This window comes from Streptomyces sp. NPDC002044 (assembly GCF_040296725.1).
Taxonomy (GTDB): Bacteria; Actinomycetota; Actinomycetes; order Streptomycetales; family Streptomycetaceae; genus Streptomyces; species Streptomyces antarcticus.
Genome location: NZ_JBEOXU010000035.1, coordinates 1 through 25,663 on the forward strand (window position 1 = coordinate 1; position 25,663 = coordinate 25,663).

Here is a 25,663-nt window from a genome sequence, read left to right on the forward strand (position 1 = left end):
CACCCCCCACGCCCCCACCCGCCCCCACCACCCAGGCACCCCCGCCGCCCCACCCGCCGCCTCGTCCCCCGCCACCCGCTACGCCTCGAACGCATCCTCGGGGGGCCGTGGCGATTACCCGGGGCTCGCGTGCCGCGTTGCCCGGGCATGAGCACGGTTGAGACAGCCACGCCAAGGGCGGGACGTCGGCGGCGGATGACACCGCCCGGTTACGAAGAATCGGTTCAGCAGGGGTTCCGGCAGCGGCATCCCGATCCGCCCATCTACAGCGCCATGATCGCCCGCTGGGCCGCCGACGGCCGGACCGTGCCCGGTCGGCGGGACGCCGAGTGGGCACGGGTCGCCTCCTCGCCGATCTGGCCGAGCGGACCCCTCTTCGGGGGCTGACCCGAGCGAAACGGCCCCGCCCAGAGCCGCCCCGCTCCCCCGCCCCCGCTCCCCCGCCCTAGCGGGTCTCCGGGCCCGCCAGGTGGCGGGCGATGACCATGCGCTGGATCTGGTTGGTGCCCTCCACGATCTGGAGCACCTTCGCCTCGCGCATCAGCCGCTCGACCGGGAAGTCCGCCGTGTAGCCGTAGCCGCCGAGCACCTGCACGGCGTCCGTGGTGACGGACATGGCCGCGTCGGTACAGAACAGCTTGGCCATCGCCGCCTGGCGGGAGAACGGCTTGCCCGCGTCGCGCAGCCGCGCCGCCGCGAGGTACAGCGCACGGCCCGCCTCGATCTTGGTGGCCATGTCGGCCAGCATGAAGCGCAGCCCCTGGAAGTCCGCGATGGGGTGCCCGAACTGCTTGCGGTCCAGGGCGTAGGCCAGGGCCTCGTCCAGCGACGCCTGGGCGACGCCGATGGCGCAGGCCGCGATGCCGAGGCGGCCCGCGTCCAGCGCGGCCAGGGCGATGGTGAAGCCCTGCCCCTCGTCGCCGATGCGGCGCGCGTCCGGCACCCGTACGCCGTCGAAGTGAAGCTGGGCGGTGGGCGAGCCCTTCATGCCCATCTTCTTCTCGGGCACGGCGGCGGTGAGGCCCTGGGCGTCCCCGGGGACCAGGAAGGCCGTGATGCCCTTGGGGCCCGGGGCGCCGGTGCGGGCGAGGACGGTGTAGAAGTCGGCGACACCGCCGTGGGTGATCCACGCCTTGGTGCCGGTGATGATCCAGTCGTCACCGTCGCGCACGGCCTTGGTGGACAGCGAGGCGGCGTCCGAGCCGGCGGCCGGCTCGGAGAGGCAGTAGGCGCCGAGCAGCCCGCCGCCGAGCATCGAGGGAAGGTGGGATGCCTGCTGCTCCTTGGTCCCGTAGCCGGCGAGGCCGTGGCAGGCCAGGGAGTGCACGCTGACGCCGAGGCCGACGGTCAGGCGGGCCGCGGCCAGCTCCTCCAGGACCTGGAGGTAGACCTCGTACGGCTGCTCGCCGCCGCCGAACTCTCCGGCGTACGGGAGGCCGAGCAGGCCCGCCTCGGAAAGCAGGGTGAAGACCTCGCGCGGGAACCGCCCGGAGTCCTCCTCCTCGGCGGCCCGGGGGCGGATCTCACGCTGGGCGATCTCGCGTACGAGCGCGAGGAGGTCCCGGGACTCCTCGGTGGGCAGCTGACGGTCCACCGGCTGCGGGGCGCGGTCGGTCATGGCGGCGCTCTCCTCCCTCGTCGGGCACGGCGGCGACGCGTGAGGTGTGTGACGCGACGCCGGGTCTCGGTTCTCTCACAGCCGATGCTGCCCCTCCCGGATCGCGGAAGGGGCTGTTCAGAGGCTGCGGCGGGTTGAGTATGCCCGATCAGGGGCTTCCCGTCACCGGTGCAAGATCGACTCGGTGGGCGGCCGGGTCGTCGGGAACGGGCGGAGCGGGGCACTCCGGGACGAATTCCTCGATCACGGTGAGGGTGGCGCGCAGCTGGCGGACCAGGAGGGCGCCCAGTTCGGCGCGGCCGGGCTGGTCCGGCGCCGCCGGCTCCGGGTCGGGGCCCGACATGGCGGGCCGCGACGTGCCGGGGCCCGACGTGCCGGGGCCCGGCAGGCCGGAGGCGCCCGGCGCACCCGCGCCGCCGAGACCGCCGATCCATTCCAGGGTGATCCCCTCGACCCCCGAGAGCCAGCCGACGAGGGCGAGCCGGGCGATCGGAGGGAGCGTCCGGCGCCCGTAGGCGCCCTCGGCGATGGTCGTGACCAACTGCTCGCGGACCGCGTCGCGGATCGCGAGGACCTCGGCGTCGGAGCCGACGCCGCCGGTGACGATCGTGCGGTAGGCGGCGTGGTGGTGCTCGGCGTAGTGCAGGTAGCCGTCGATGGTCCGGCGGACCCGTTCGGCGTTGGAGAGGTCGCTCTCGCCGCCGGCGCGGGCGACGAGTTCGGCGACCGAGTCCTCGACGATGGCGAGGTAGTAGCCGCGCTTGCTCTTGAAGTAGTAGTAGATCAACCCCTTGGCGACTCCCGCGTGTCTGGCGATGTCGTCCATGGAGAGCGCGTCGTACGAGGTGTCCGCGAACAACTTGCGTCCGGTTGCTATGAGTTCGGCCCTGCGAACCTGCGAACGTTCGGTCGTTCCACGCTGTTGACTATTATTCAAATTCAGCCCTAGCCTCGAACTGCCACAGGATGCCCGAAGTATGGCAGACCTGTGTGCCGAGCTCGCTCCGCACTTCCCTGCGCACCTGACGACGTACGGGAGGAACATCATGGGTACCGGCAAGAGCACGCAACGGCCCTCCGAGGGCCGGGTCAACTGGAAGAAGACGGCCGCCGTCGCGATGCCCGCGGTCGTCGCGGTCGGGGCGCTGGCCATGGTCATGGCGCAAGGAGCGCTCGCCGCCTCCTTCGCCGTATCGGGGACCAGTTTCCAGGTCTCCTCCTCCAAACTGAGCAGCAAGGGCCTCGCCTCCTCCGTGCACACGGACCGTTCCGTCGACGGCAAGGGGCACCCGGTGGCCCTGCTGGGCATCGGCGAGGCCACGCTCAGCGACATCTGCCAGTCCGCCCAGGTGGGCACCCCGCTCGGGACGGCGGTCTTCAAGCTGACGGCCGGCGGTCCCGCCGGGGAGGTCACGGCCAGCAACCTGGTGATCGACGGCGAGGACCTCGACGGCGACGCCATCTTCGGCACGGCCCAGATCGGCCGGGACGCCTCGACCCTGGACCAGGTCGACGGGGTCCGGGGCGAGCCGGGCAAGTTCGGCCTCCAGGCCGGGAACATAGAGGTGCTGGGCGTGAAGTCGCACGCCTGGTCCGCGACCGGCGGCAACTTCAGGCTCAAGGGCATGAAGCTGAGCGTCAGCCTGGACGGCAAACAGTGCTTCTAGGCGTACGCGCGGTGCCCGCGGGCGTGCGCGCGGCGCTCCTGGGCATGCGCACCGCGCGCACCGCGCGCGGCCCCCGCGGCGGGCGGCCGGCCCGGCGGCTGCCGTTCCCGGAGCAGCGGCTGCGGCTGCGCGTCTGGCGCCGGACCCGGCCGTTCTGGGGCGGCCTGCTGATCCTGCTGGGCGGGATCGAACTGCTCCTGGTGCCGCTTTCCCCGCTGACGGTGCTGGTCAGCCTGGGTCTGGGCGGGATCGCGGCGATCGGGATCGGCGTGGCGCTGGTCCTGGCCGGGCTGTTCCTGTGGTTCCTGCCGCAGGCCCGGGCCTACGTCTCCCTGCACGCCCTGCTGCTGTCCGTGCTGTCGTTCGTCGCGACCAACCTGGGCGGCTTCCTGGTCGGGATGTTCCTGGGGATCGCGGGGAGCGCCCTGGCCTTCGGCTGGACCCCGCTGCCCGGCGCGAAGGACGCCGGAGGGGCGGGTGGGGAGGCGGGCGGCGAAGCGGGCGCGGGCCCGAAGCCGTACGTGCCGAGCCTGGACGGCAGCGGTCCGCGGACGCTGGCCGCCGCGCTGCCGGTGGTGCTGCTCACCGCGCTGGTGGCGGGCGCCCCGCAGGCGAGGGCCGCGCCCGCCGCCGGGCCCCCGACGGCCGTGCGGACCCCGCCGACGGTCACCGCCTCGCTCTTCGCCCCCGAGGGCTTCGCGCTGGCGGGTGTCACACAGGTGCCCACGGTGGACGGACCGCTGACGGTGCTGGTGCTGAAGATGCGGGCGGCCTCGCTGCGCGACTACCGGCTGCGCACGCGGGACGGGCGGGAGGAGTACGGGCTCTCGGCGGCCTCCCTGGAGCTGCGGGGCGACGTCACCCTCTACCTGAGCCGGTTCAGCGGCTGCATCGAGGGCCTGCTGTGCGTCACCTTCAGTCCTGAGGGGCTGCCCGCTCCCCCGGTCATCCCCCCGTTCGTGTTCATGACCCGGGTCAGTGCCGAGCAGGCGCTGGTCACCTCCGATGTGATCGTCACCGACGGGCTGCGGCTGGGTGCCTCGTGATCCCGGTACGGGCGGCGCCCCTGTGGGCGTACGGGATCGGCGCGGCCGGAGCGGTGCTGCTGCCCGCGTGACCGCCCCGGCCGTGGCGGTCAGCGGTCACGGGGCGGGGACGGGGCGGCTGCCGGGATCCGTCAGCGGGCGGTGACGCGGATCTTGGACTGGCCGTGCCCGAGCCGCTCCCAGTCGTCCATGAAGCGGGCGGTCAGTCCGTGCCGGGCGGCGAGGTCCACCAGCGTTCGGGTGCGGTAGTAGAAGTCCTCGCGCAGTACCTGGTGTTCGGCGCCCTCGGTGCGGTCGAAGGTGAAGTCGAACCAGCCTCCCGGAGCCAGGACACGCTCCACGTGCGCCAGGCACTCGTCGATGATCTCCACCGGCGAGTGGGAGAAGACGCTGTGCGCGTGGACCACGTCGAAGTGACGGTCGGGGAGGAAGTCCAGGGTGAGGTCCTGGGTGATGGTCAGGTACGGCAGTTTGTCCTGCAGGCCCCGCGTGGTGAGGGTCTGCTTCGCCGCGATGAGGATGTCGGGCGAGATGTCGATGCCGTAGTAGTGGCCGGGGTCGAGGTGTTCGATGAAGCGCCAGCCGGCCCGCAGGTTGCCGCAGCCTATGTCGAGCATGCGGTGGCCGGGCGTGAGGCCGTGCTCCATCAGGTAGTCGAACTGCATCTTGCCCAGCGCCAGCCACCGGTCGTGGGTCTGGCTGCCGACGGCTGCCTCGGGGTCACGGCCGGTGTCGCAGGCCATCACCGCGCGGTAGTAGCCGACGTGGTCGGGGTGCTTGTGGCGCAGCCAGGTGTCGCGGGCCGCGCGCTTCACGTACGGGGCGATGCGGGTCGGGTTGCTCAGCGCGTAGCGGACCTTGTGGGCGACGCCGGCCCGGTCGGCCTGGAGGTTCTTCTTCGTTGCCATGAGGGGTCCCCCGGGTGGGTGATGTGCGGTGGTCGGTCAGAGGCCGGCGGTCGCGGCGGCGGCCGTCGTGCTGCTGTCGGTGGAGCGGGCCGCGGCGGTGTTCCCCGCAGGGCGCAGGACGAACAGGATCAGTGCGATCAGGGCGGCGACCGCGCCGAGGTAGAGCACCGTCTCGATCCCGATGCCCTGGGTGAGGGCGAGTTTGGCGGTTCCGCTCTCGCTCTCGCGGCCGAGGAGGGGCGCGCCCCGGAACACGCCGAGGGTGGCGGGGAGTGCGAAGCCGAGCAGGCCCAGGGCTCTGATGGACCCGGTGCTGCCGTCGAATGGTCCGCCTGCGGTCACCACGGGGGAAGCCGGATCCCCGCGCCCCGCGCCGCTGACCACCACCGGCGCCCCAGGTCTACCGTCGCACCTGGATCAGCGCGTGAGTTCCGCTCGTGCGCCAGGCGGCGCCGGACCGTTCGAGGGCGTCCAGTGTTCCCTGCTCCAGGCCGACGACGACGTCGGACTTCAGGGTCCGGAGCGCCGCTACGGCCCCCGGGAAGTACGCGGTGAGATCGGCGAAGGGCACCGTGGCGTCCCACCGCCGGTCGCCCACGAGGCGACGGTAGTTGAGGTCGCCCTTCAGGAGGGTGAGCGTGGCGCTCGCGAACTCGCGGCGCAGGTCGTCGGGCATGTCCTCGTACGGGAGGGGTGCGCAGAAGAACGGGTGGGTGCGGATCTCCAGGTTTCCCGCCGTCATGGCCTTCCACAGCCGGCCGCCGATCCTGCCGGCCTCTCCGGGCGCCTCGGTGAGGCGACGGAGGCAGTCGACGACGTCAGCCGTCATCGCGTCGGAGACGTAGTAGGGGTGGGGCTTGACGTGGAGCACGACCCGTTCGGCGTGCCGGTGTCCGAGAAGGTGGTCGGTGAGGATCAGATCCGGGATCAGCTCACGTCCCGCGTTGTCCGCCACCACGGCGACGGTGGAGGACGCGTGGGCGGGCAGGATCTGCCACAGCGCGGCGCTGTCGTCGGCGACCAGCGCGGAGGCGACCGCGCCGCCGGCCGTCGCCTCGTCCGCCGAAACGCGGAAGCCGAGGTCCGCGCGGTTGCCCCAGAGCGAGGCGTGGAGCAGGGCCGTGGCCCGCTCGTGCGCCGGCGCGTCCGCGAGCGCGTCGAGGGCCCGCAGCTCCTCCTCCACTGCCTCGCCGGGGAGTTCGGCCCTCTTGAACGGCGCGAACGGGTCGACTCCCTGCCACGGGCCCGTGCCGAAGTACCCGACGGCGGCGAGGAGACGGCGGTAGAAGTAGCTCTCCGCCCAGAGGAACGGGGCGTCGTACCACGAGCGCCCGAAGTGCTCCTGCCCCCAGGCCGCCCAGCGCTCGTGGTCGTGTTCCGCGGGGGCGAGCGGTTCGATGACGCCGTTGGTGATCTCGTCCAGCAGCGCGTCGAGCGCCGCGTGCTGTCGGCGGGCGTACGGGAAGGCGTCTCGTACCTGCCGGATGAGGGCGGGGTGGCGCCGGGCCAGCACGCCCCGGGCGAACGAGCCGGGCTCGTTGCTCAGGATGACCGGAGCACCAACGGGGCCGGCGGCGCGATGGGCCTCTTCGCCCGGGACGCGGGAGGTCTTCTCTGTCATGGTGTCCAGGCCCTTCGCGTTTCGCTCACGTGTCCGCGGATGAACTCGTCCGGCCCGCGTCTGCCGGCCGTGCCCGGTCAGGCCAGGCCGAGTGCCTGGAGTGCGCCGAGCTGGTTCGGTGTCGGCCTGGCGGGAGCATAGAGGTAGCAGACACCACCCGTACCGCTTCTGACCTTGCCGTTCGCGTCGTACCGCTTGGTGCGGAGCCAGATGTTCTCCCACTCCCGGCGCTTGTAGACCCGGCGGACGGACGGATTGTCCGGTGCGTTGGGGTCGTTGGCGACCACGTCGCCCGCCGCGGTGAAGCCGACGACGGTCATCAGGTGGCCGGCCGTGCCGTAGCCCGCGCCGGTGAGCTCCCCCGGCAGGAAGGACTGGGAGGTGATGGCCGGGATGCCCGCGCGGACCAGGGTCTCCAGTTCCGTCAGGGAGCCGAGCCGGGTGACGACTCCCGCCAGGCCCCGGTAGGTGGCGGCGTAGGCGGCATTGAAGGGCCAGTTGCCGCAGCCCTTGTAGGCGGCGTCGTACGTGGAACGGGCGGCGTGGCAGACCTGCGGGTCGGAGTACTTCGGGTCGACCCAGGTCAGCGCCGAGGCACTGGCCCGGCCGCCCCAGTATTCGATGATCATCTGCGAGGAGGTGGGACTGCACCAGGCTTCGCCGCCGTTGTCGTACTGGGGGTACCGGCCGGTGTGGGTCTCCTGCGAGTAGCGCGGGACCTTGAGCTCGTGGGCCCGGCCGGAAGGGGCGGCCGCGGGGACGGTGAAGCGGTCCGGGACGTCGGAGACCATCGCGCCGGCCAGCCAGACCGTCGGCCCCCGGCCGGCGCCGGGCGTGCGGTACAGGGTCAGGCGCAGCCGCCAGTCGGTGATGCGCAGCCCGCTCGCGGGGGCGTCGACGGCGAGGGTGTCGGTCCAGACGGTCGACCTGCCGTCGGTCTGGCCGTCGACCGAGGTGCGGCGGATGTCGCGTTCGCCGGAGGCCCAGCGGCCCATGACGTACCAGGGGGTGGCGGCGCCGTCGGTGTAGGTACCGCGCAGTTCGATCTGGATCCAGGTACCGGCGGGGGTACGGGCGTTCCAGGAGGCGATGGCCTCGGTGGCGGGCACCGTCGAGCGGTGTACCGGGGAGGTCCAGGTCGCGTACTCCCAGGTGCTCTTCCTCCCGGTGTGCGGGTCGGCGTACTCGGTGCGGCCGGCCGCCGCGCCGATCTCCAGGCCGGGGCGGGCGCCGTCGACGGCGGTGGTGCCCTGGTGGATGCCGGCCCGCCAGTGCTCGTACGAGTGCCAGAAGCGGTTGTCGACGCCGCGGCCCGGCCCGCGGGGGGCCGGCGGGGCGGCGGCCGAGGCGCCGCCGCCGGAGACGGTGGCGGCGGTGGCCGCGGTGGCGACCGCGAGTGCGGCGACGAGTACGGCCCTGCGCGGTGTGGGTGCGGTCATCGCGAGGTTCCCCCAGGGGTGGTCGGGCTTCGGTGGCTCCACCCTTCCAGTTCCCGGTGGCCCCGCGCCGAAGCCGCGTCCCCGTGTCGGGAGGGACGACCGGTCCGGCCGTAGGCTGGACCCCGTGGAGCCGTACCGGTCGTGTCCGACACTTGAGCCGCTCGCGCGGGAGCTCGCCGCACTGCCGCCGTCCCTCGGTCCGGTGCGGCTCGTCGGGATCGACGGGCACGCCGGCTCCGGGAAGAGCACCTTCGCCGGGCGGCTGGCCGCCGCGCTGGGCGGTGCGCCCGTGCTGCACCTGGACGACGTCGCCACCCACGAGGAACTCTTCGGCTGGGAGGACCGGCTGCGCGCGCAGGTACTGGAGCCGCTCGCCGCCGGGCGGCCCGCGCGCTGGGCCCCGTACGACTGGGCCGAGCGCGCCTTCGGTCCGCTCCGGGTGCTGGAGCCGGCGCCGGTGGTCCTGGTCGAGGGGGTCGGGGCGGGGCGGCGGGCGCTGCGCCCGCGCCTGGCACGGCTGCTGTGGATGGAGACGCCCCGGGCGCAGTCCTGGGGGCGCGGGCGAAACCGGGACGGTGGTGAACTTTCCGACTTCTGGGACGGATGGGAGCGCGCGGAGCTCGCGCACTTCGCGGACGATCCTTCGCGCCCCTACGCCGACACCCTGGTACGCCAGTGCGGTACGGGATACGAGTGGTCTTGCGGGGCCCCTGCGATCGCACGAACGGCCAGTTCCCTCACCGAGGGTGACGGGCTCCCCCGGGCCTGAACCGCCCCCGGAATCCGGGCCGCGGCAGCCGTCACGGACCGTCTTGACCCGGATACCGCACCGGCCTTACGTTCTCAATGCGGGGCCCTTGCGGGCCTCCGCGGACACGGAGCCCCCGATTGTTCCCCCGTGATCGGGGGCTTCGCCGCGCCCGCGCCCGGGTCGGGCACCGGCGGCCCGCGCGCCGCCTCCCCGCCAGCCCTCACCCTCCGTCACCGCACGGGGCCGGGGCGCCCGCCCGAACCGGGGCCGCCGCGCCCTACGTATGGTGCGGAACCGAAGGTACGATGCAGCCCTGATTTCATCGGCGCAACAGGCAACTCGCGTGCGAGACACGAGGGTTGCCGCGCACCACGGGGGCGGGCTTGTGGGGGACCTGATGGATTTCGGCACGCCGGGCACGCACGCCCCGGCCGAACTCGCCTGGCTGCGGGGGGTCGACGCCTGCACCATGGGCGCGTATCCGCAGGCCGAGGAGGAGTTCCGGGCGGCCGTGCGCCTCGATCCCGCGATGGCCGACGCCTGGCTGGGCCTGCACGCGCTGCGGGTGGACACCACCAACGCGTTATTGCGCATGTACGCGCACCGCGACCGCTTCGGCGAGCAGCGCGCCCGGCACCGGCGGACGCTGAACTCCTGGTACTGGCTCGGCTGGTGGGTGCAGCCGGTACTGGAGAGCCGGCGGGATCTGCTGCTGGCCCACGCCTCCCACTGGCTGGACGGCCGCCACGTGCCCGAGCTGGACCAGGCGCTGGCCGCCCTGCCGCCGGTGGACACCGACGCGCAGGTGCGCTTCCTGCACGCCTGCCGGGCCTACCTGGTCAAGGACTGGGAACAGTTGGTGCGGCACACGGAACCGCTGGTGGACGATCAGCTGCTGGGCATCGAGGCGGGCCTGTTCGGCGGGATGGCCCGGGTCCGCCTCGAGATGTACGGGCAGGCGGAGCCGATGCTGTCGGCGGCGCTGATGCGGTGCCGCAGCGAGCAGCCGCAGCGCAAGGAGCTGCGGTACTGGCTGGCGCGGGCACACGAGGGCACCGGGCGCAGCGCGGCGGCCCTGCCGCTGTACCGGGCGGTGCACCGGGTCGATCCGTCGTTCATGGACACGGCGGCCCGGCTGACCGCGATCGAGGACGGCGACGACTCCGACGGCATGGCCGGCCTGGCGGGGCTCGCGGGCCACTCCGGCTACGGGGGCTACGCCGGGCACGGCCCGACCCCGGTCGGCGGGGACTTCGCGGCGGTGGCGCTCGGCGGCGGCGGGCCCGTCCAGGACATCGCGCCGGACGATCAGGCGGAACCCGGGCCGTTGCCGCCCGGCCCGCTGGCGCAGCCCGGGCCTCCGGCGGGCCGGGCGGAGGGCGCGCGGCGCAAGGCGCCGGTACCGCCGCAGGGCGCGCCCGGGGGGCTGCCGGCCGGGCCGGCCGACCCGGCGGCGCTGGCGGAGGCGCTGGCGGAGCTGGAGCGGATGGTGGGCCTGGAGCCGGTGAAGCGGCAGGTGAAGGCGCTCTCCGCGCAGCTGCACATGGCGCGTCTGCGGGCCGGTCAGGGGCTGCCGGTACAGCCGCCGAAGCGGCACTTCGTCTTCTCGGGCCCCTCCGGCACGGGCAAGACGACGGTGGCCCGGATCCTGGGCCGGGTCTTCTACGCGCTCGGGCTGCTCGGCGGGGACCATCTGGTGGAGGCGCAGCGGGCCGACCTGGTGGGCGAGTTCCTGGGGCAGACCGCGGTGAAGGCGAACGAGCTGATCGATTCCGCGATCGGCGGGGTGCTGTTCGTCGACGAGGCGTACAGCCTCTCCAATTCGGGCTACAGCAAGGGCGACGCGTACGGGGACGAGGCCCTCCAGGTGCTCCTGAAGCGGGCCGAGGACAACCGCGACCACCTGGTGGTGATCCTCGCGGGCTATCCGGCCGGGATGGACCGGCTGCTGTCGGCCAATCCGGGGCTGTCCTCGCGGTTCACCACCCGGGTCGACTTCCCGAGCTACCGGCCGCCGGAACTGACCGCGATCGGCGGGGTGCTGGCGGACGCGAACGGGGACCGCTGGGACGACGAGGCGCTGGAGGAGCTGCGCAGCATCAGCGGGCACGTGGTCGAGCAGGGGTGGATCGACGAGCTGGGCAACGGCCGCTTCCTGCGCACCCTGTACGAGAAGAGCTGCGCCTACCGGGACCTGCGGCTGGCGGGCTTCGCGGGCGACCCGTCGCGCGACGACCTGTCGACGCTGCGCCTGCCGGACCTGATGCAGGCGTACGGGGAGGTCCTGTCCGGCCGCGGCCCCCAGGACCGGCCGGATCCGCTGTAGCCCTCGGGGGCCGCGTGCACGGCCCGGTCCGGCCCCGCGCGGGGCCGGACCGGGCCGGCCGCGTCAGCTCGCCAGCGCCTCCTCGCGGCGGGAGCCGCGGCGGGCCGGCGGGGCCGTCCGGTGCGCGGGGTCCCGTACCTCTCCGACCAGCATCTCCAGTACGTCCTCCATGGCGACCAGGCCCAGCACCCGGCCGCCGGGGTCGGCGACCTGGGCCAGGTGGGTGGCGTCCCGGCGCATGACGCTGAGGACGTCGTCGAGCGGGAGAGTGGAGCAGACGGTGGTCATCCGGCGCCACACCCGCTGCGGGACGGCCCGCTCCCGGTCTTCCAGGTCCAGTACGTCCTTGACGTGCAGGTAGCCCATGAAGGCGCCGCTGTCGGCACGGACGGGGAAGCGGGAGTAGCCGGTGCGCACCGTCAGCTGCTCGATCTGCCGCGGGGTCACCGACGGGGCGACGGTCACGATCCGCTCCCGCGCGAGGAGGACGTCGGCGACGGGGCGGCTGCCCAGTTCCAGCGCGTCCTCCAGGCGCTCCTGCTCGCCGGGGTCCAGCAGGCCGGCCTGCCGGGAGTCCTCGACGAGCCGGCCGAGCTGGGCGCGGGTGTAGACGGCCTCGACCTCGTCCTTGGGCTCGACCTTGAAGAGCCGCAGGACCAGCGTGGAGCAGGCGCCGAGCGCGGTGGTGACCGGCCCGCACAGGCGGGCGAAGGCCACCAGGCCGGGGCTGAACCACAGGGCGGTCCGCTCCGGCGCGGCCATGGCGAGGTTCTTGGGGACCATCTCGCCGATGACCAGGTGCAGGAAGACCACGGCCGCGAGCGCGAGCGCGTAGCCGAGGGGGTGGATGAGGCCCTCGGGCACGTGGACGGCGTGGAAGACCGGTTCGAGGAGTCTGGCCACGGTCGGCTCGGCGACCGCGCCGAGGGTGAGCGAGCACATGGTGATGCCGAACTGTGCGGCGGCCATCATGCGCGGCAGGTTCTCCAGGCCGTACAGCACCTGGCGGGCGCGCGTGGAGGAGGCCGCGAGCGGCTCGATCTGGCTGCGCCGTACGGAGACGAGTGCGAACTCGGCGCCGACGAAGAAGCCGTTCGCGAGCACCAGCAGCAGCGCGAAGAGCAGTTGGAGGGCGTTCACCGGGCGGCGCCTTCCAGCTCGGCGGCCGGTTGCCGGTCCGGCTGCGGGGTCGGTTGCGGGTCCGGCCGCGCGGCCGGTGCGGCGCGGCGGCCGGAACCGGCCGCGGGGACCGCCGTGAGGCGGACCAGCCGGACCCGTTCGGCGCGGTTGCGGCGCACCCGGCGGACGGACAGCCGCCAGCCCGGGAGCTCCGCGCGGTCCCCGGGGGCGGGGATCCGGCCGAGCAGGTCGGCGACGAGGCCGGCGACGGTCTCGTACGGGCCCTCGGGCACCTCCAGCCCTATCCGGCGCAGGGCCTGCACCCGGCAGCTTCCGTCGGCCTCCCAGGCGGGGCGGCCGTCCTCGGCGGGTACGGCGGTCAGTTCGGGGTTGTCGTCCTCCGCGAGGTCGTGCTCGTCGCGGACCTCGCCGACGAGTTCCTCCACGATGTCCTCCAGGGTGACCACGCCGGCCGTGCCGCCGTACTCGTCGACGACCACGGCCATGGGCTGCTCGCTGCGCAGCCGCTCCAGCAGCGGCTGCACCGGCAGGGAGCCGGGCACCAGCAGCGGGGCGACGCAGATCCGGCTCACGGAGGTACGGCCGCGCTCGGACTCGGGCACGGCGAGGGCGTCCTTGAGGTGGACCACGCCGGTGATCTCGTCGATGCGGTCCCGGTAGACCGGGAAGCGGGACAGACCGGTGGCGCGGGTCAGGTTGAGCACGTCGGCGGCGGTCGCCGTGTGCTGGAGGGCGCTGACCTTCACCCGGGGGGTCATGACGTGCTGGGCCGTGAGCCCGCCCAGCGAGAGGGTCCGTACGAAGAGGTCGGCGGTGTCCTGTTCCAGGGCGCCGGCCTGGGCCGAATGGCGGACCAGGGAGACCAGTTCGCCGGGGGTGCGGGCCGAGGCCATCTCGTCGGTCGGCTCCACGCCGAGCGCCCGCACCAGGCGGTTGGCGACGGCGTTGAGGCCCGCGATGACGGGCCGCAAGACGCGGGAGAAGGCGTGCTGCGGGCCGGCGACGAAGCGGGCCACCTGGAGCGGCCGGGAGACCGCCCAGTTCTTCGGTACGAGCTCGCCGACGACCATCTGGACGGCGGAGGCGAGCAGCATGCCGACGACGACGGCGACGCCGGAGACGGCTCCCGCGGGGAGGCCGGTCGCGGTGAGCGGCCCGGCCAGCAGTGCGGCGAGGGCGGGCTGGGCGAGCATGCCGACCACGAGGGAGGTGATGGTGATGCCGAGCTGGGTCCCGGAGAGCTGGAAGGACAGCTCCCGCAGGGCCTTGACGACCGTGCGGGCACGGCGGTCACCTTCGGCCGCGGCGCGTTCCGCCTCGGGCTTCTCGACGGTGACGAGGCCGAACTCGGCTGCCACGAAGAAACCGTTCGCGAGGATCAGAACGAAAGCCGCCACGAGCAGGAGTAGCGGGATGGTCATGCCGCCGCCTCCGGGGGGAGGGCGGCGCGTGTACTACCGGACGATCCGTCCATTGCTGGAGGGAGTCACTCCTCAAGTCGCAGGTGCCCGCGGGCCACGGGGTCCGGGGCCGGCGGGAGGGCGCACGACCGCGCCCCGCACACCAGGGTAGTCATTGAGATCGCGGCCGCAACGGTAGGCGGCCACGAGCTTGGGCGGGCTCAGCGGTCGGCCGCGCCCGTTCCGCGGGTCTCGGCGAGGGCGCGCAGGGCGCGTGCGTCGCCGATCGCCTGGGCCTTGGCGACCCCGGGCTGGATGCCGAGGACCGGGAGGCTGGTGCCGTCGCTGAGGTCCAGGAACACCCACGGGTCGCCGGGGCGGAGGTTGACGCGCAGGATCTGCGCCCAGTCGAGGCGCCGGGTGGTGGTGAGGTTCACCACGGTGACCCCGCCCTCGTCCGCGACGACCTTGGGCCGGCTGAGCAGGACCAGGACGGAGGTCAGCAGGACCGCGGTGAAGACGAAGCTGACCCGCTCCCCCGGGCTGAGGTTCTCCAGGAGCAGCGCGATCGACGTGATGGTGGCGAACATGGCGACCCCGACGCCCAGCAGGACGGCCCGGGTGCGGGTCGGCCGGAAGGTCACCGGCAGGGCGGGCGTGACGGGCTGGGCGGCGGACTCGGCCATGGTTCTGCTCGGTTCTGGGAGGAGGGTCGCGGCGGGGACGGCGGGCGTCAGAGCCGGCAGGCGTGGATCGAGGTGGTGAGGATCGCGCGCGCGCCGAGCTCGTACAGGTCGTCCATGATCCGCTGGGCTTCCTTGGCGGGGACCATCGCGCGGACGGCGACCCAGCCCTCGTTGTGCAGCGGGGAGATCGTGGGCGACTCCAGGCCCGGGGTGAGGGCGACCGCGCGCTCCAGGTGCTCGGCGCGGCAGTCGTAGTCCATCATCACGTAGCTGCGGGCCACCAGGACGCCCTGCAGGCGGCGCAGGAACTGCGAAACCTTCGGGTCGTCGGTGGCGGCGCCGGTGCGCCGGATGACGGTGGCCTCGGACTGCAGGATCGGCTCGCCGATGACCTCCAGGCCCGCGTTGCGCAGGCTGGTGCCGGTCTCGACGACGTCCGCGATGATCTGGGCGACGCCCAGTTCGATGGCGGTCTCGACCGCGCCGTCCAGGTGGACGACGGCGGCCTCGACGCCGAGTTCGGCGAGGTGCTTGCCGACGATTCCCTCGTACGAGGTCGCGATCGTCATGCCGCCGAAGTCCTCGGGGCCGTTCGCAGTGCCGGGCTTGGTGGCGTAGCGGAAGGTGGACCGGCCGAAGTTCAGCGGCAGGATCTCCTCGGCGTTGGCCCCGGAGTCGAGCAGCAGGTCGCGGCCGGTGATCCCGATGTCGAGCTTGCCGGACGCGACGTAGATCGCGATGTCCTTGGGGCGGAGGTAGAAGAACTCGACCTCGTTGTCGGGGTCGACCGTGACGAGTTCCTTGGACTCCTTGCGCTGGCGGTAGCCGGCCTCATGGAGCATCGCCGACGCCGGTCCGGAGAGGGAACCCTTGTTGGGGACGGCGATGCGCAGCATGGGTCTTCCTTTGGTGCGTAGGTGCGTAGGAACGTGAGGGCGTGCGGCGGCGCGGCGCGTGGGCCCGCGCCGCGGGCTGCGGCCTAGAGGTGCGCGTAGACGTCGTCGAGGGAGATCCCGCGCGCCACCATCATCACCTGGACGTGGTAGAGCAGCTGGGAGATCTCCTCGGCGGCGGCTTCCTTGCTCTCGTACTCGGCGGCCATCCAGACCTCGGCGGCCTCTTCGACGACCTTCTTGCCGATGGCATGGACGCCCTGGCCGACGAGCTCGGCGGTGCGGGACGTGCCGGGGTCGCCGGTGGCGGCCTTAAGCTGGAGCTCGGTGAAGAGCTCTTCGAAGCTCTTGGGGGATGTGTTCGCCATGATGGTCCTCAGAATAAGGGGTCCCGCGCTGCCTACTGGCGCCAGGGTTCGCTGACGGTGCGCAGGGTCATGGCGGTGGAGACGGCGGCGGTGACCGCTTCGTGCCCCTTGTCCTCGTTCGACCCCTCAAGTCCGGCACGGTCGAGTGCCTGCTCGTCGTTGTCGCAGGTCAGTACGCCGAAGCCGACGGGGACTCCGGTGTCGATCGACACCTGTACCAGGCCCTGGGTGACGCCCTGGCAGACGTAGTCGAAGTGCGGGGTGCCGCCGCGGATGACCACGCCGAGGGCGACGATGGCATCGTATCCGCGACCGGCCAGCACCTTCGCCACGACCGGGAGCTCGAAGCTGCCGGGGACGCGCAGGAGCGTGGGCTCGTCGATGCCCAGCTCGTGCAGGGCGCGCAGGGCGCCGTCGACCAGTCCGTCCATGACCTTCTCGTGCCACTGGGCCGCGATCACGGCGACTCGGAGGTCTCCGCAGTTCTTCACGCTCAGTTCGGGTGCGCCCTTGCCGCTCACGGCTCTGCTCCTCGGTGGTTCGTGGGGTGGGTGGTGATGTACCGGCCGTACGGGTGTACGGGGTGTGGGGTGTCGGTGCGTGGTTACTGGCTGCCGCAGGCGGAGGTGGCCGCGGCCTGGTCCAGCCAGGGCAGGTCGTGGCCCATCCGGTCGCGCTTGGTGCGCAGGTACCGCAGATTGTGCTCGCCCGCCTCGGTCGGCATCGGCTCGCGGGCCGAGACCGCGATGCCGTGGCGTACGAGGGCTGCGGACTTCTCGGGGTTGTTGGTCAGCAGGCGGACGCTGTGCACCCCGAGGTCGGCGAGGATCTGCGCGCCGGCCGCGTAGTCGCGGGCGTCGGCGGGCAGGCCCAGTTCCAGGTTGGCGTCGAGGGTGTCGCGGCCGCGTTCCTGGAGCTCGTACGCGCGCAGCTTGGACAGCAGGCCGATGCCGCGGCCCTCGTGGCCGCGGAGGTAGACGACGACGCCGCGGCCCTCGTCCTTGATGCGCTCCATGGAGGCGTGCAGCTGGGGGCCGCAGTCGCAGCGCTGGGACTGGAAGATGTCGCCGGTGAGGCACTCGGAGTGCATCCGCACCACGACGTCCCGGCCGTCGCCGAGGTCGCCGTGGACGAGGGCGATGTGCTCGACGCCGTCGACGGTGGAGCGGTAGCCGTACGCCGTGAACTCGCCGAAGGCGGTCGGCAGGCTGACCTCGGCCTCGCGGCGCACGGTCGGCTCGGCGGAGCGGCGGTAGGCGATCAGGTCCTCGATGGAGATGATCGTCAGGCCGTGCTTGCGGGCGAACGGGATCAGCTCGGGCAGGCGCAGCATGACGCCGTCCTCGCCGGCGATCTCCACGATGGCGCCGGCGGGGCGCAGGCCCGCGAGGCGGGCGAGGTCGACGGCGGCCTCGGTGTGGCCGTTTCGGACCAGGACGCCGCCGGGCTTGGCGCGCAGCGGGAAGACGTGCCCGGGGCGGACGAAGTCGGCCGGGCCGCTGACGCCGTCGGCGAGGAGGCGCAGGGTGGTGGCGCGGTCGGCGGCGGAGATGCCGGTGGTGACGCCGTGGGCGCCGCTCGCGTCGACGGAGACGGTGAAGGCGGTCTGCATCGACTCGGTGTTGTGCTGGACCATCTGGGGCAGTTCGAGCCGGTCCAGCTCGGGGCCCTCCATCGGGGCGCAGATCAGGCCGCGGCACTCGCTCATCATGAAGGCGATGATCTCGGGGGTCGCCTTCTCGGCGGCGATGACGAGGTCGCCCTCGTTCTCCCGGTCCTCGTCGTCGACGACGACGATCGGCCGGCCGGCCGCGATGTCGCGGATGGCCTGCTCGACGGGGTCGAGCCGGAAGGACTCTTCCGGGACGTCGGGCACGGGCTTGAGCGGGGTCTTGAGGGCGTTCATGCCGTTGCTCCTTCCAGGGCCGGGGCGGGGGTGGTGCGCGAGCGCTGGTACCAGTCGTAGGCGCCCCACAGCACGAGCGCGAAGTAGACGACGTAGACGAGGCCGGAGAAGGCCAGGCCGTTGTTGAAGGCGAGGGGGACGCCGACGAGGTCGACGAGGAGCCAGGCGAACCAGAACTCGACCAGGCCGCGGGCCTGGGCGACCATCGCGACGATCGTGCCGACGAAGATGTAGGCGTCGGCCCACGGGCTCCAGGACAGGTGCGGGAACAGCGTGAACAGGCCGCCGACGGCGAGGGTGCCGAGCACCGCGCCGGTGAGGAGCAGTCCGCGTTCCTTCCAGGTGGCGGTGCGTACGGCGATGGAGCCGTCCTGGGCCCGCTGCCTGCCGCGCTGCCAGGCGCGCCAGCCCCATAGGGCCACGCCGATGACGAGGAGCTGCTTGCCGACGCCGCCGGCGAGGTGCGCGGAGGCGTAGGCGGCGATGAGGATCAGGCCGGAGAGGAGCTGGGCGGGCCAGGTCCATATGGAGCGCCGCCAGCCGAGGGCGAGGGCGGCGAGGCCGATCAGGTTGCCGATCATGTCGGACCAGATGACCTTCTGGCCGAAGACCTCGAAGGCCTCGGCGTTGAGCCAGGTCAGGGCGCTCACCGGTCTGCTCCGTCGGCGGTCAGGGGGTCGACGCCGGCGGCGAGCAGGCGCTCGACGTACTTGGCGAGGACGTCGACCTCCAGGTTGACCGGGTCGCCGGGCTTCTTGATGCCGAGGGTGGTCAGCGCGAGGGTGGTGGGGATGAGGCTGATGGTGAACCAGTCGGCGGCGGCCTCGACCACGGTGAGGCTGACGCCGTCGACCGTGATGGAGCCCTTCTCGACGACGTAGCGGGAGAGGTGCGCGGGGAGGGCGACCTTGACGATCTCCCAGTGCTCGGAGGGAGTGCGGGAGAGGATCTCGCCGGTGCCGTCCACGTGTCCCTGGACCAGGTGGCCGCCGAGCCGTCCGCCGAGGGCCATCGGGCGCTCCAGGTTGACCCGGGAGCCCGGGGCGAGGGCGCCGAGGCTGGAGCGGTTGAGGGTCTCCTGCATGACGTCGGCGGTGAACTCCCCGTCCGCGGTCTCCACGACCGTCAGGCAGACGCCGTTGACGGCGATGGAGTCGCCGTGCTTGGCGTCCTCGGTGACGACGGGGCCGCGCAGGCGGAAGCGGGAGGCCGCCGTGAGCTGCTCGACGGCGGTGACCTCGCCCAGTTCTTCGACGATTCCGGTGAACACTCAGTGCTCCTTGGGGGCTGTGGGGACGGACGCGGCCGTGGGGACGGCGGTGATGCGGAGGTCGGTGCCGCTGCGCGCGGTGTCGGTGATCCGCAGGCGCAGCGCGTCGGTGAGGGTGGCGATGCCGGCGTCGGCGAGGGCGGCGGGGCCCGCGCCGAGGAGGACGGGGGCGAGGTAGCCGACGACCTGGTCGACGGCGCCCGTGGCGACGAAGGCGCCGGCCAGGGTCGGACCGCCCTCGAGGAGGACGGAGCGGACGCCGCGCCGGTGCAGCTCGTCGAGGAGCGCGCCGACGGCGAGGCCGCCCTTGCCGCTCCGGTCGCCGTCGCCGCCCTCGGCGCCCTTCTCGTACGGGAGCCGCGCCACCTCGACGCCGTCGAGGTGGCGGGTGTCGGCGTCCTCGGAGACGGCGATCAGGGTCGGGGCGGCCCCGTCCAGGACGCGGGCGCCGGGCCGGACGGTGGCGTGGGTGTCGAGGACGACGCGCAGGGGCTGGACGGCGCCCTCGACGCCGCGGACGGCGAGGTGGGGGTCGTCGGCGCGCAGGGTGCCGGAGCCGACGACGACGGCGTCGGCCTCGGCGCGCAGCCGGTGGACGTCGGCGCGGGACTCGGCGGAGCTGATCCAGCGGCTGGTGCCGTCTACGGCGGCGACGCGGCCGTCGAGCGTGGCGGCGTACTTCCACCGGACGTACGGGCGGCCCAGGCGTACGGAGGTCAGCCAGGCGGCGTTGCCCGCTTCGGCCTCCTCGCGCAGCAGACCTTCCTCGGTGGCGACGCCTGCCTCGCGCAGGGTGGCCGCACCGCCGCCGGCCTGCGGGTTCGGGTCCGGGACGGCGTAGACGACGCGGGCGATGCCGGCGTCGGTGAGGGCGCGGGCGCAGGGGCCGGTGCGGCCGGTGTGGCGGCAGGGTTCGAGGGTGACGTAGGCGGTGGCGCCGCGGGCGGCGTCGCCGGCCGCGCGCAGCGCGTGGACCTCGGCGTGCGGGCCGCCGGCCCGCTGGTGCCAGCCCTCGCCGACGATCGTGCCCGCGGCATCGGTGATGACGCAGCCGACGACGGGGTTGGGGCTGGTGGAGCCGAGTCCGCGGGCGGCGAGCTCGACGGCTCGGCGCATGGCGCGGCGGTCCGCGTCGGGTGCTGCGTGCGCGGCGTGTGTCGCCACCGGGTCCTCCTGCCACATCGGGCACGGACTCCGGGGCCTGTCGGGATACGACAGATGAAGCGGTACAGCACACGCGGGGACGCCGAGGCCGGAAGATCGGTCCGCCAGGACGCATCCACAAGGACGCGCAGACGAACCGCCGACGGCGGCGTACCGGTGACTGGCCCGCCGCGCACTGCCTCCCATCCGGACTTTAACCGTCGGTCCAGGAATCTCACCTGGTCAACCGGCCGCTGGCTGCGGACGGGTCGCGGACTATAACCGCCGGTTCGGAATTGCACCGACCCCGGAGTGCGCTGCTACTGGTACTGAAGCCCAGTCTGCCACGGGTGATCGGCGGCCATGCGGGTGACGGGGTGTGGCCTGGATCACACGGTGAGTGGCCGGGATCACACGGGGAGTCGCGGGGGTGGGTGCATTCCCCACGGACCTGTAGTTGGTCCAGACCTATTGACGGGGTGGTCTAGTCCTCTTAACGTTCCCTTCATCTTCCCCGGGAACAGCCCGTCAGATGTGCGCACGTCACGGGCCAACACGCTTCAGCCCTGTCCCAGTTGATTCCTGCCGTGTCCTGCCATCCTCCCCTCCCCAGGAGGCACCATGCTGTCCCCCACACGTACGAGAGCGATGCTCCTGGCCTCCGGCGCCGCAATCGCCGGGCTGTTGGTGGCCGGGCTCTCGACGGGCGTGTCACACGCCGCCGACAACGAGAGCTGTCGTCCCGACGGGCTGTACAAGACGGCCGGCGTGGACGTCCCGTACTGCTCGGTCTACGACGCCGAGGGCCGCGAGAAGATGGGCGCCGACCACCAGCGCCGCGTCATCGGATACTTCACCGGCTGGCGCACCGGCAAGGACGGCACCCCTGCCTACCTCGCCAACAACATCCCCTGGTCGAAGATCACCCACATCAACTACGCCTTCGCGCACGTCGGGGGCGACAACAAGATCTCGGTCGGCGCGGACAACGCGAACAACGCGGCCACCGGGATGACCTGGCCCGGAGTCGCGGGCGCCGAGATGGACCCGGCCCTCCCCTACAAGGGCCACTTCAACCAGCTGACGAAGTTCAAGAAGCAGTACCCGAACGTCAAGACGCTGATCTCGGTCGGCGGCTGGGCGGAGACCGGCGGCTACTTCGGCGACGACGGCAACCGCGTCGCCTCCGGCGGCTTCTACTCGATGGCCACCAACGCCGACGGCTCGGTCAACCAGGCCGGCATCAACACCTTCGCGGACTCCTCGGTCGAATTCATCCGCAAGTACGGGTTCAACGGCGTCGACATCGACTACGAGTACCCGACCACGATGAAGGACGCGGGCAACCCGCTCGACTGGCAGCTGGCCAACGCGCGCCGCGCCGGCCTCGTCAAGGGCTACGACATCCTGATGAAGAGCCTGCGCGAGAAGCTGGACCGGGCCGGTGCCGCCGACGGCAAGCACTACCTGCTCACCGTCGCCGCGCCCTCCTCCGGGTACCTGCTGCGCGGCATGGAGACGTTCCAGATGCAGAAGTACCTGGACTACGTCAACATCATGTCCTACGACCTGCACGGCGCCTGGAACGAGTACGTCGGCCCCAACGCCTCGCTCTTCGACGACGGCAAGGACGCCGAGCTGGCCGCCGCGAACGTCTACGGCAGCTCCCAGTACGGCGGCGTCGGCTACCTCAACACCGACTGGGCCTATCACTACTTCCGCGGCTCCATGCCGGCCGGCCGCATCAACATCGGCCTGCCGTACTACACCCGCGGCCACAAGAACGTGCAGGGTGGCACCGACGGCCTGTGGGGCAAGGCGGCCGCGACCACCTGCCCGGCCGGAGCCGGCCTGACCAAGTGCGGTGACGGCGCCGTCGGCATCGACAACCTGTGGCACGACAAGGACACCGCCGGCGTCGAGTCGCCGGCCGGGTCCAACCCGATGTGGCACGCGAAGAACCTCGAGAAGGGGATCGTCGGCGACTACGTCACCACGTACGGCTTCCCGGCGAACACCGCGCTGACCGGCACCTACGCCCGCAAGTACGACTCGACGCTGGTCGCGCCGTGGCTGTGGAACGCGCAGAAGAAGGTCTTCCTCTCCACCGAGGACGAGCAGTCGGTCGCGGCCAAGGCCGACTACGTGGTCAACCGCGGCATCGGCGGCACCATGGTCTGGGAGATGGCCGGCGACTACGGCTGGAACGCCGCCAAGGGCCAGTACGAGGCGGGCAACACGCTCACCTCCCTGATGTACGACAAGTTCAAGGCCGCCACCCCGTACGGCGCGAAGAAGTCCGACAAGGCGCTGCCGACGCAGGCCGTGGACATCAAGACGGAGTTCACCGAGTTCAAGCTGGGCGACTCCAACTACCCGCTCACCCCCAAGGTCAAGATCACCAACAACACCCAGGCGACGCTGCCGGGCGGCACCGAGTTCCAGTTCGACTACTCGACCGCGGCCCCGGGCAACGCCTCGGACCAGTCCGGCTTCGGCACCAAGGTGATCAGCAGCGACCACACCGGTAGCAACGTGGGCGGCCTGAAGGGCGACTTCCACCGGGTCTCCCTGAAGCTCCCGGCCTGGCAGACGCTGGCCCCCGGCGCCTCGGTCGACCTGGCGTTCAACTACTACCTGCCGGTCTCCACGCCCTCCAACTGGACGGTGAACATCTCCGGCACGACCTACGCGCTCGCCGGTGACCTGGCGCGCGGCACCACGGTGGTCCAGCCGGGCGGCACCACGCCTCCCACGACACCGCCGACCACGCCGCCCACCACCCCGCCGACGACTCCCCCGACCACGCCGCCGACGACGCCTCCGGGCGGTACGTGCACCAGCCCGGCGTACGTGGCGGGCCAGGTCTACAACAGCGGCAGCCTCGTCTCGCACCAGGGCCGGACGTGGAAGGCCCAGTGGTGGACGCAGAACGAGGTCCCCGGCACCACCGGTCAATGGGGCGTCTGGAAGGACCAGGGCGCCTGCTGACCACCTCCGGGTGACGGCTCGAACCTGATGTGAGGACCCGGTGGCCCGGCGGCCACCGGGTCCTCGCGCGTTCCGCCGGCCGCGGGCCCTCGTAGGCTGCCGGACGTGAACACCGGCGTCGCCGTGTCCGCCGCGGACTTCCAGGAGCACCGGCCCCGGGTGTTCGCCGTCGCCTACCGCGTGCTCGGCTCCGCCACGGCGGCCGAGGACATGGTCCAGGACGCTGCCTGCGCCGGACCGCCGCCGACCGCGCGAACGCCGCACACCCGGGGGCCCGGCTCGCCAAGACCGTCACCCGGCCGTGCCTGAACCACCTCGGCTCGGCGCGGGTGCGGCGCGAGGCGTACGTCGGCCCCTGGCCGCCGGAGCCGGTCCTCACCTCGGGCGGCGCGCCGGGGCCGCTGGAGTCGGCGGAGCAGCGGGACGGCGTGTCCGTCGCCCTGCTGGTGCTGCTGGAGCGGCTGACCCCGGTGGAACGGGCCGTGTACGTGCTGCGCGAGGCGTTCGCGTACGGCCGCGCCCAGCTCCGGCAGGGTGCGGACCCGCGACGGGCAACCGGGCCCGGCGGGCACCCCGCACGGGCGGGCAACCGGGCCCGGCGGGCCGGGACGGCGCCGGCCGCGGCGGCGGCACGCGCGGCCCCCGCCGCCCCCGCGGGCTACAGCGCGTCGTCGGCGGCCCGGTCCATGAACCTCTGGAGCGCGGCCAGCTGCTGCCGCACCGCCTCGGCGAACGCGGCGCCCGTCTTCTCCCCGTCGACTCCCCCGGGGCCCTCGACGTACCGGTCGGTCGCGAGCTGCCCCACCCGGGTCGAACGGGATTCGATCTCCTCCAGGTCGCGCCTGCCCTCGGGCGTCGTCACGAGGCGCACGGTCGTGACGGCCCGCGCGAGGTCCGTGTTGGCCGGCGCGTACTTGTCCTCGAACTGGCGCCGCCGCTGCTCCTCGGTCCTGGCGGGATCGAGGCGCGCGGTGAGCAGCTGGGTGGCCTGCTCCACGTACCTGTTCGTGCTCGCGGCGAGCTCCACGTAGGCGGAACGCCGGATGTCGGCCCGCCGCGCGCCGGCCTCCTCGCGGTGGGTGTCCTTGGCCTCGAAGTAGGCGAGCGTGCTTCCCGTGAGACCGGCCAGGGCGCCGATCAGTGCTCCCGCGAGCGCGGCGTACGTGGTTCCCCGCTGCTGCCTGGCGCGCGCGCCGGCCCCGTCGCCCGTCGTGTCCTGGTTCTGCGTCATGGAGTACCCGTACCGCGGCCGGGGCGACCCGGCACCTGCAACCACCTGGAGGCAGGAACGCGGCGCGGCCGCCTCCTACCCTCCGAACAGCACGTCCTGGGCCGCCTCCCGCGCCGCCAGCCTGGCCCCCGCCAGGACCGCCGGGCCGCCGAGGGACGTGGCGCGGACCTCCGTCGGGAGGGGGGTCAGCGTCGCGAGGCGGCGGGCCACCCCGGCGGCCAGGGCCGGGCCGCCCGCGAGGCCCAGTTCGCCGCCCAGGACCACGCAGCCCGGGTCCAGGACCGCCACGACCGCGGCCGCGCCCAGGGCCAGCCGTTCCGCCAGGGCGTCGAGGAACGGCTCCCCGGCGGCCCCGGCGACGGCTTCCTCCGCCGGGCCGCGGAAGCCGTGCGCGCGGGCCAGCCCGGTGACCGCGTCCCGGCCCGCCAGGGCGTGGAAGCCGCCGCCGCAGTCGGTGGCGGAGGGCAGGCCGCCGGTGCCGGGCACGGGGAGGAAGCCGATCTCCCCCGCCCCGCCGGAGGCGCCCCGGCGCAGCCGTCCGTCCAGGACCACGGCCGCTCCGACGCCCGCGCCGAGCCACAGCAGGACGAAGGAGTCCAGGTCGCGGGCGGCGCCGAGGCGCTGCTCGGCGAGGGCGGCCAGGTTGGTCTCGTTCTCCACGACCACCACGGCGGGCAGGCTCCGCTGAAGGGCCGTCACCAGGTCCCGGTGCCAGGCGGGCAGGCCGCTGGAGTCGCGGAGTTCTCCGGTGGCCGGGGCGACGAGGCCGGGGGCGCCGATGACGACGGTGTGCAGGTCCGCCGCCCCGGCGTCGCGGGCGGTGCGCAGCAGGGCCTCGACGGCGTCCCCGGGTGCGCCGACGGGCAGGGCGGCCTCGGCCAGGGGGTGGCCGAGCAGGTCGGTGATCACGGCGGTGACGCTGTCCGTGCGCACGTCGAGGGCGGCGAGGTGGGCGCGGCGGGCGACGATCCCGTACAGCTTGGCGTTGGGACCGCGGCGCTGTTCGCCGGACTCCCCCGCGACCTCGACGAGGCCGGCTCCGGTGAGGCGCTCGACGAGGTCGGCGACCGAGGGGCGGGAGAGGCCGGTCCTGGTCTTGAGCTGGTTGGCCGTCAGGGGCCCGGCTTCCTGGAGGAGCCGCAGGGCCAGGCGGTCGTTGATGGCGCGTGCCGTGCTCGGCGAGGCGGGGGTCGGGACCGGGGCGGGGGCAGGAGTCACGGCGCCCATCCTAGGGAGGAGGGACCCTTATCTATCAGGCA

At 73.1% G+C, this 25,663-nt stretch carries 24 protein-coding genes and 1 riboswitch; of the genes, 6 read left to right on the top strand and 18 right to left on the bottom strand.

Features of this window, described 5'->3' with window-relative positions:
- Positions 1-445: 445 nt before the first annotated feature.
- Positions 446-1,618: an acyl-CoA dehydrogenase family protein gene (locus tag ABT106_RS12095; RefSeq protein WP_351275652.1), complete on the bottom strand. Its 1,173-nt coding sequence runs from the start codon at positions 1,616-1,618 to the stop codon at positions 446-448.
- Positions 1,619-1,766: 148 nt separating this feature from the next.
- On the bottom strand, positions 1,767-2,555 hold the full coding sequence (locus ABT106_RS32130) for a TetR/AcrR family transcriptional regulator (protein ID WP_502979323.1): 789 nt from the start codon (positions 2,553-2,555) through the stop codon (positions 1,767-1,769).
- A 181-nt stretch (positions 2,556-2,736) separates the two neighbouring features.
- Between ABT106_RS32130 and ABT106_RS12105 the strand changes: the two genes are divergently transcribed.
- Positions 2,737-3,285: a DUF6230 family protein gene (locus ABT106_RS12105; RefSeq protein ID WP_351275742.1), complete on the top strand. Its 549-nt coding sequence runs from the start codon at positions 2,737-2,739 to the stop codon at positions 3,283-3,285.
- Positions 3,286-3,308: 23 nt separating this feature from the next.
- A complete protein-coding gene (locus ABT106_RS12110; RefSeq protein ID WP_351275654.1) occupies positions 3,309-4,331 on the top strand; it encodes a DUF6114 domain-containing protein in 1,023 nt (340 codons plus the stop codon).
- A gap of 131 nt (positions 4,332-4,462) precedes the next feature.
- Here ABT106_RS12110 and ABT106_RS12115 read toward each other — a convergent pair whose 3' ends face one another.
- The 4 genes from ABT106_RS12115 to ABT106_RS12130 form a co-directional block, all read right to left on the bottom strand.
- Entirely contained in the window at positions 4,463-5,239 is a 777-nt protein-coding gene (locus tag ABT106_RS12115) for a class I SAM-dependent DNA methyltransferase (protein WP_351275656.1), read from the bottom strand.
- Positions 5,240-5,275: 36 nt separating this feature from the next.
- Complete coding sequence (locus ABT106_RS12120; RefSeq protein WP_351275658.1) at positions 5,276-5,584, bottom strand: ABC-2 membrane transporter-related protein; 309 nt, start codon at positions 5,582-5,584, stop codon at positions 5,276-5,278.
- A gap of 55 nt (positions 5,585-5,639) precedes the next feature.
- Complete coding sequence (locus tag ABT106_RS12125; RefSeq protein ID WP_351275660.1) at positions 5,640-6,860, bottom strand: damage-control phosphatase ARMT1 family protein; 1,221 nt, start codon at positions 6,858-6,860, stop codon at positions 5,640-5,642.
- Positions 6,861-6,937: 77 nt separating this feature from the next.
- The gene (locus ABT106_RS12130; protein ID WP_351275662.1) at positions 6,938-8,299 is read right to left on the bottom strand and encodes a C39 family peptidase; all 1,362 of its coding nucleotides are present in this window, start codon (positions 8,297-8,299) and stop codon (positions 6,938-6,940) included.
- Positions 8,300-8,423: 124 nt separating this feature from the next.
- Between ABT106_RS12130 and ABT106_RS12135 the strand changes: the two genes are divergently transcribed.
- A complete protein-coding gene (locus ABT106_RS12135; protein ID WP_351275664.1) occupies positions 8,424-9,068 on the top strand; it encodes a uridine kinase family protein in 645 nt (214 codons plus the stop codon).
- 379 nt (positions 9,069-9,447) lie between these two features.
- On the top strand, positions 9,448-11,376 hold the full coding sequence (locus tag ABT106_RS12140) for an AAA family ATPase (RefSeq protein ID WP_351275666.1): 1,929 nt from the start codon (positions 9,448-9,450) through the stop codon (positions 11,374-11,376).
- Between the two features lie 63 nt (positions 11,377-11,439).
- Here ABT106_RS12140 and ABT106_RS12145 read toward each other — a convergent pair whose 3' ends face one another.
- From ABT106_RS12145 to ribD, 10 genes are all read right to left on the bottom strand, one after another.
- The gene (locus ABT106_RS12145; protein WP_351275668.1) at positions 11,440-12,516 is read right to left on the bottom strand and encodes a hemolysin family protein; all 1,077 of its coding nucleotides are present in this window, start codon (positions 12,514-12,516) and stop codon (positions 11,440-11,442) included.
- Positions 12,513-13,937 (bottom strand): hemolysin family protein, encoded by a 1,425-nt coding sequence (locus ABT106_RS12150; protein ID WP_351275670.1) that lies wholly within the window; start codon positions 13,935-13,937, stop codon positions 12,513-12,515. Before ABT106_RS12150 ends, ABT106_RS12145 begins: the two co-directional genes overlap by 4 nt.
- Positions 13,938-14,137: 200 nt before the next feature.
- On the bottom strand, positions 14,138-14,602 hold the full coding sequence (locus tag ABT106_RS12155; RefSeq protein WP_351275672.1) for a PH domain-containing protein: 465 nt from the start codon (positions 14,600-14,602) through the stop codon (positions 14,138-14,140).
- Between the two features lie 47 nt (positions 14,603-14,649).
- Positions 14,650-15,498, bottom strand: coding sequence for an ATP phosphoribosyltransferase (gene hisG / locus ABT106_RS12160; RefSeq protein ID WP_351275674.1), 849 nt, complete (start codon positions 15,496-15,498; stop codon positions 14,650-14,652).
- A gap of 83 nt (positions 15,499-15,581) precedes the next feature.
- A complete protein-coding gene (locus ABT106_RS12165; RefSeq protein WP_351275676.1) occupies positions 15,582-15,863 on the bottom strand; it encodes a phosphoribosyl-ATP diphosphatase in 282 nt (93 codons plus the stop codon).
- Positions 15,864-15,895: 32 nt separating this feature from the next.
- Positions 15,896-16,384 carry a 6,7-dimethyl-8-ribityllumazine synthase gene (gene ribH / locus ABT106_RS12170; RefSeq protein ID WP_150520523.1) on the bottom strand — a complete coding sequence of 163 codons (489 nt, stop codon included), beginning with the start codon at positions 16,382-16,384 and terminating at the stop codon, positions 15,896-15,898.
- 83 nt (positions 16,385-16,467) lie between these two features.
- On the bottom strand, positions 16,468-17,769 hold the full coding sequence (locus ABT106_RS12175; RefSeq protein ID WP_351275679.1) for a bifunctional 3,4-dihydroxy-2-butanone-4-phosphate synthase/GTP cyclohydrolase II: 1,302 nt from the start codon (positions 17,767-17,769) through the stop codon (positions 16,468-16,470).
- The gene (locus ABT106_RS12180) at positions 17,766-18,419 is read right to left on the bottom strand and encodes a nicotinamide mononucleotide transporter family protein (RefSeq protein ID WP_351275681.1); all 654 of its coding nucleotides are present in this window, start codon (positions 18,417-18,419) and stop codon (positions 17,766-17,768) included. The genes ABT106_RS12175 and ABT106_RS12180 overlap by 4 nt, the downstream gene beginning before the upstream one ends.
- A complete protein-coding gene (locus tag ABT106_RS12185) occupies positions 18,416-19,039 on the bottom strand; it encodes a riboflavin synthase (RefSeq protein ID WP_351275683.1) in 624 nt (207 codons plus the stop codon). The genes ABT106_RS12180 and ABT106_RS12185 overlap by 4 nt, the downstream gene beginning before the upstream one ends.
- A complete protein-coding gene (gene ribD / locus ABT106_RS12190; RefSeq protein WP_351275685.1) occupies positions 19,040-20,221 on the bottom strand; it encodes a bifunctional diaminohydroxyphosphoribosylaminopyrimidine deaminase/5-amino-6-(5-phosphoribosylamino)uracil reductase RibD in 1,182 nt (393 codons plus the stop codon). It abuts the gene before it with no gap.
- Between the two features lie 150 nt (positions 20,222-20,371).
- A riboswitch (FMN riboswitch) is annotated at positions 20,372-20,502 on the bottom strand.
- Positions 20,503-20,803: 301 nt separating this feature from the next.
- Here ribD and ABT106_RS12195 point away from each other — a divergent pair.
- Both ABT106_RS12195 and ABT106_RS12200 read left to right on the top strand, forming a co-directional pair.
- On the top strand, positions 20,804-23,173 hold the full coding sequence (locus tag ABT106_RS12195; protein WP_351275687.1) for a chitinase C-terminal domain-containing protein: 2,370 nt from the start codon (positions 20,804-20,806) through the stop codon (positions 23,171-23,173).
- A 105-nt stretch (positions 23,174-23,278) separates the two neighbouring features.
- Positions 23,279-23,482, top strand: coding sequence for a sigma factor (locus tag ABT106_RS12200; RefSeq protein WP_351275689.1), 204 nt, complete (start codon positions 23,279-23,281; stop codon positions 23,480-23,482).
- Between the two features lie 349 nt (positions 23,483-23,831).
- On the opposite strand, the gene ABT106_RS12205 is transcribed toward ABT106_RS12200, so the two are convergent.
- Both ABT106_RS12205 and ABT106_RS12210 read right to left on the bottom strand, forming a co-directional pair.
- The gene (locus ABT106_RS12205; protein WP_351275691.1) at positions 23,832-24,404 is read right to left on the bottom strand and encodes a hypothetical protein; all 573 of its coding nucleotides are present in this window, start codon (positions 24,402-24,404) and stop codon (positions 23,832-23,834) included.
- A gap of 75 nt (positions 24,405-24,479) precedes the next feature.
- A complete protein-coding gene (locus ABT106_RS12210) occupies positions 24,480-25,631 on the bottom strand; it encodes an ROK family transcriptional regulator (protein ID WP_351275693.1) in 1,152 nt (383 codons plus the stop codon).
- Positions 25,632-25,663 lie beyond the last annotated feature (32 nt).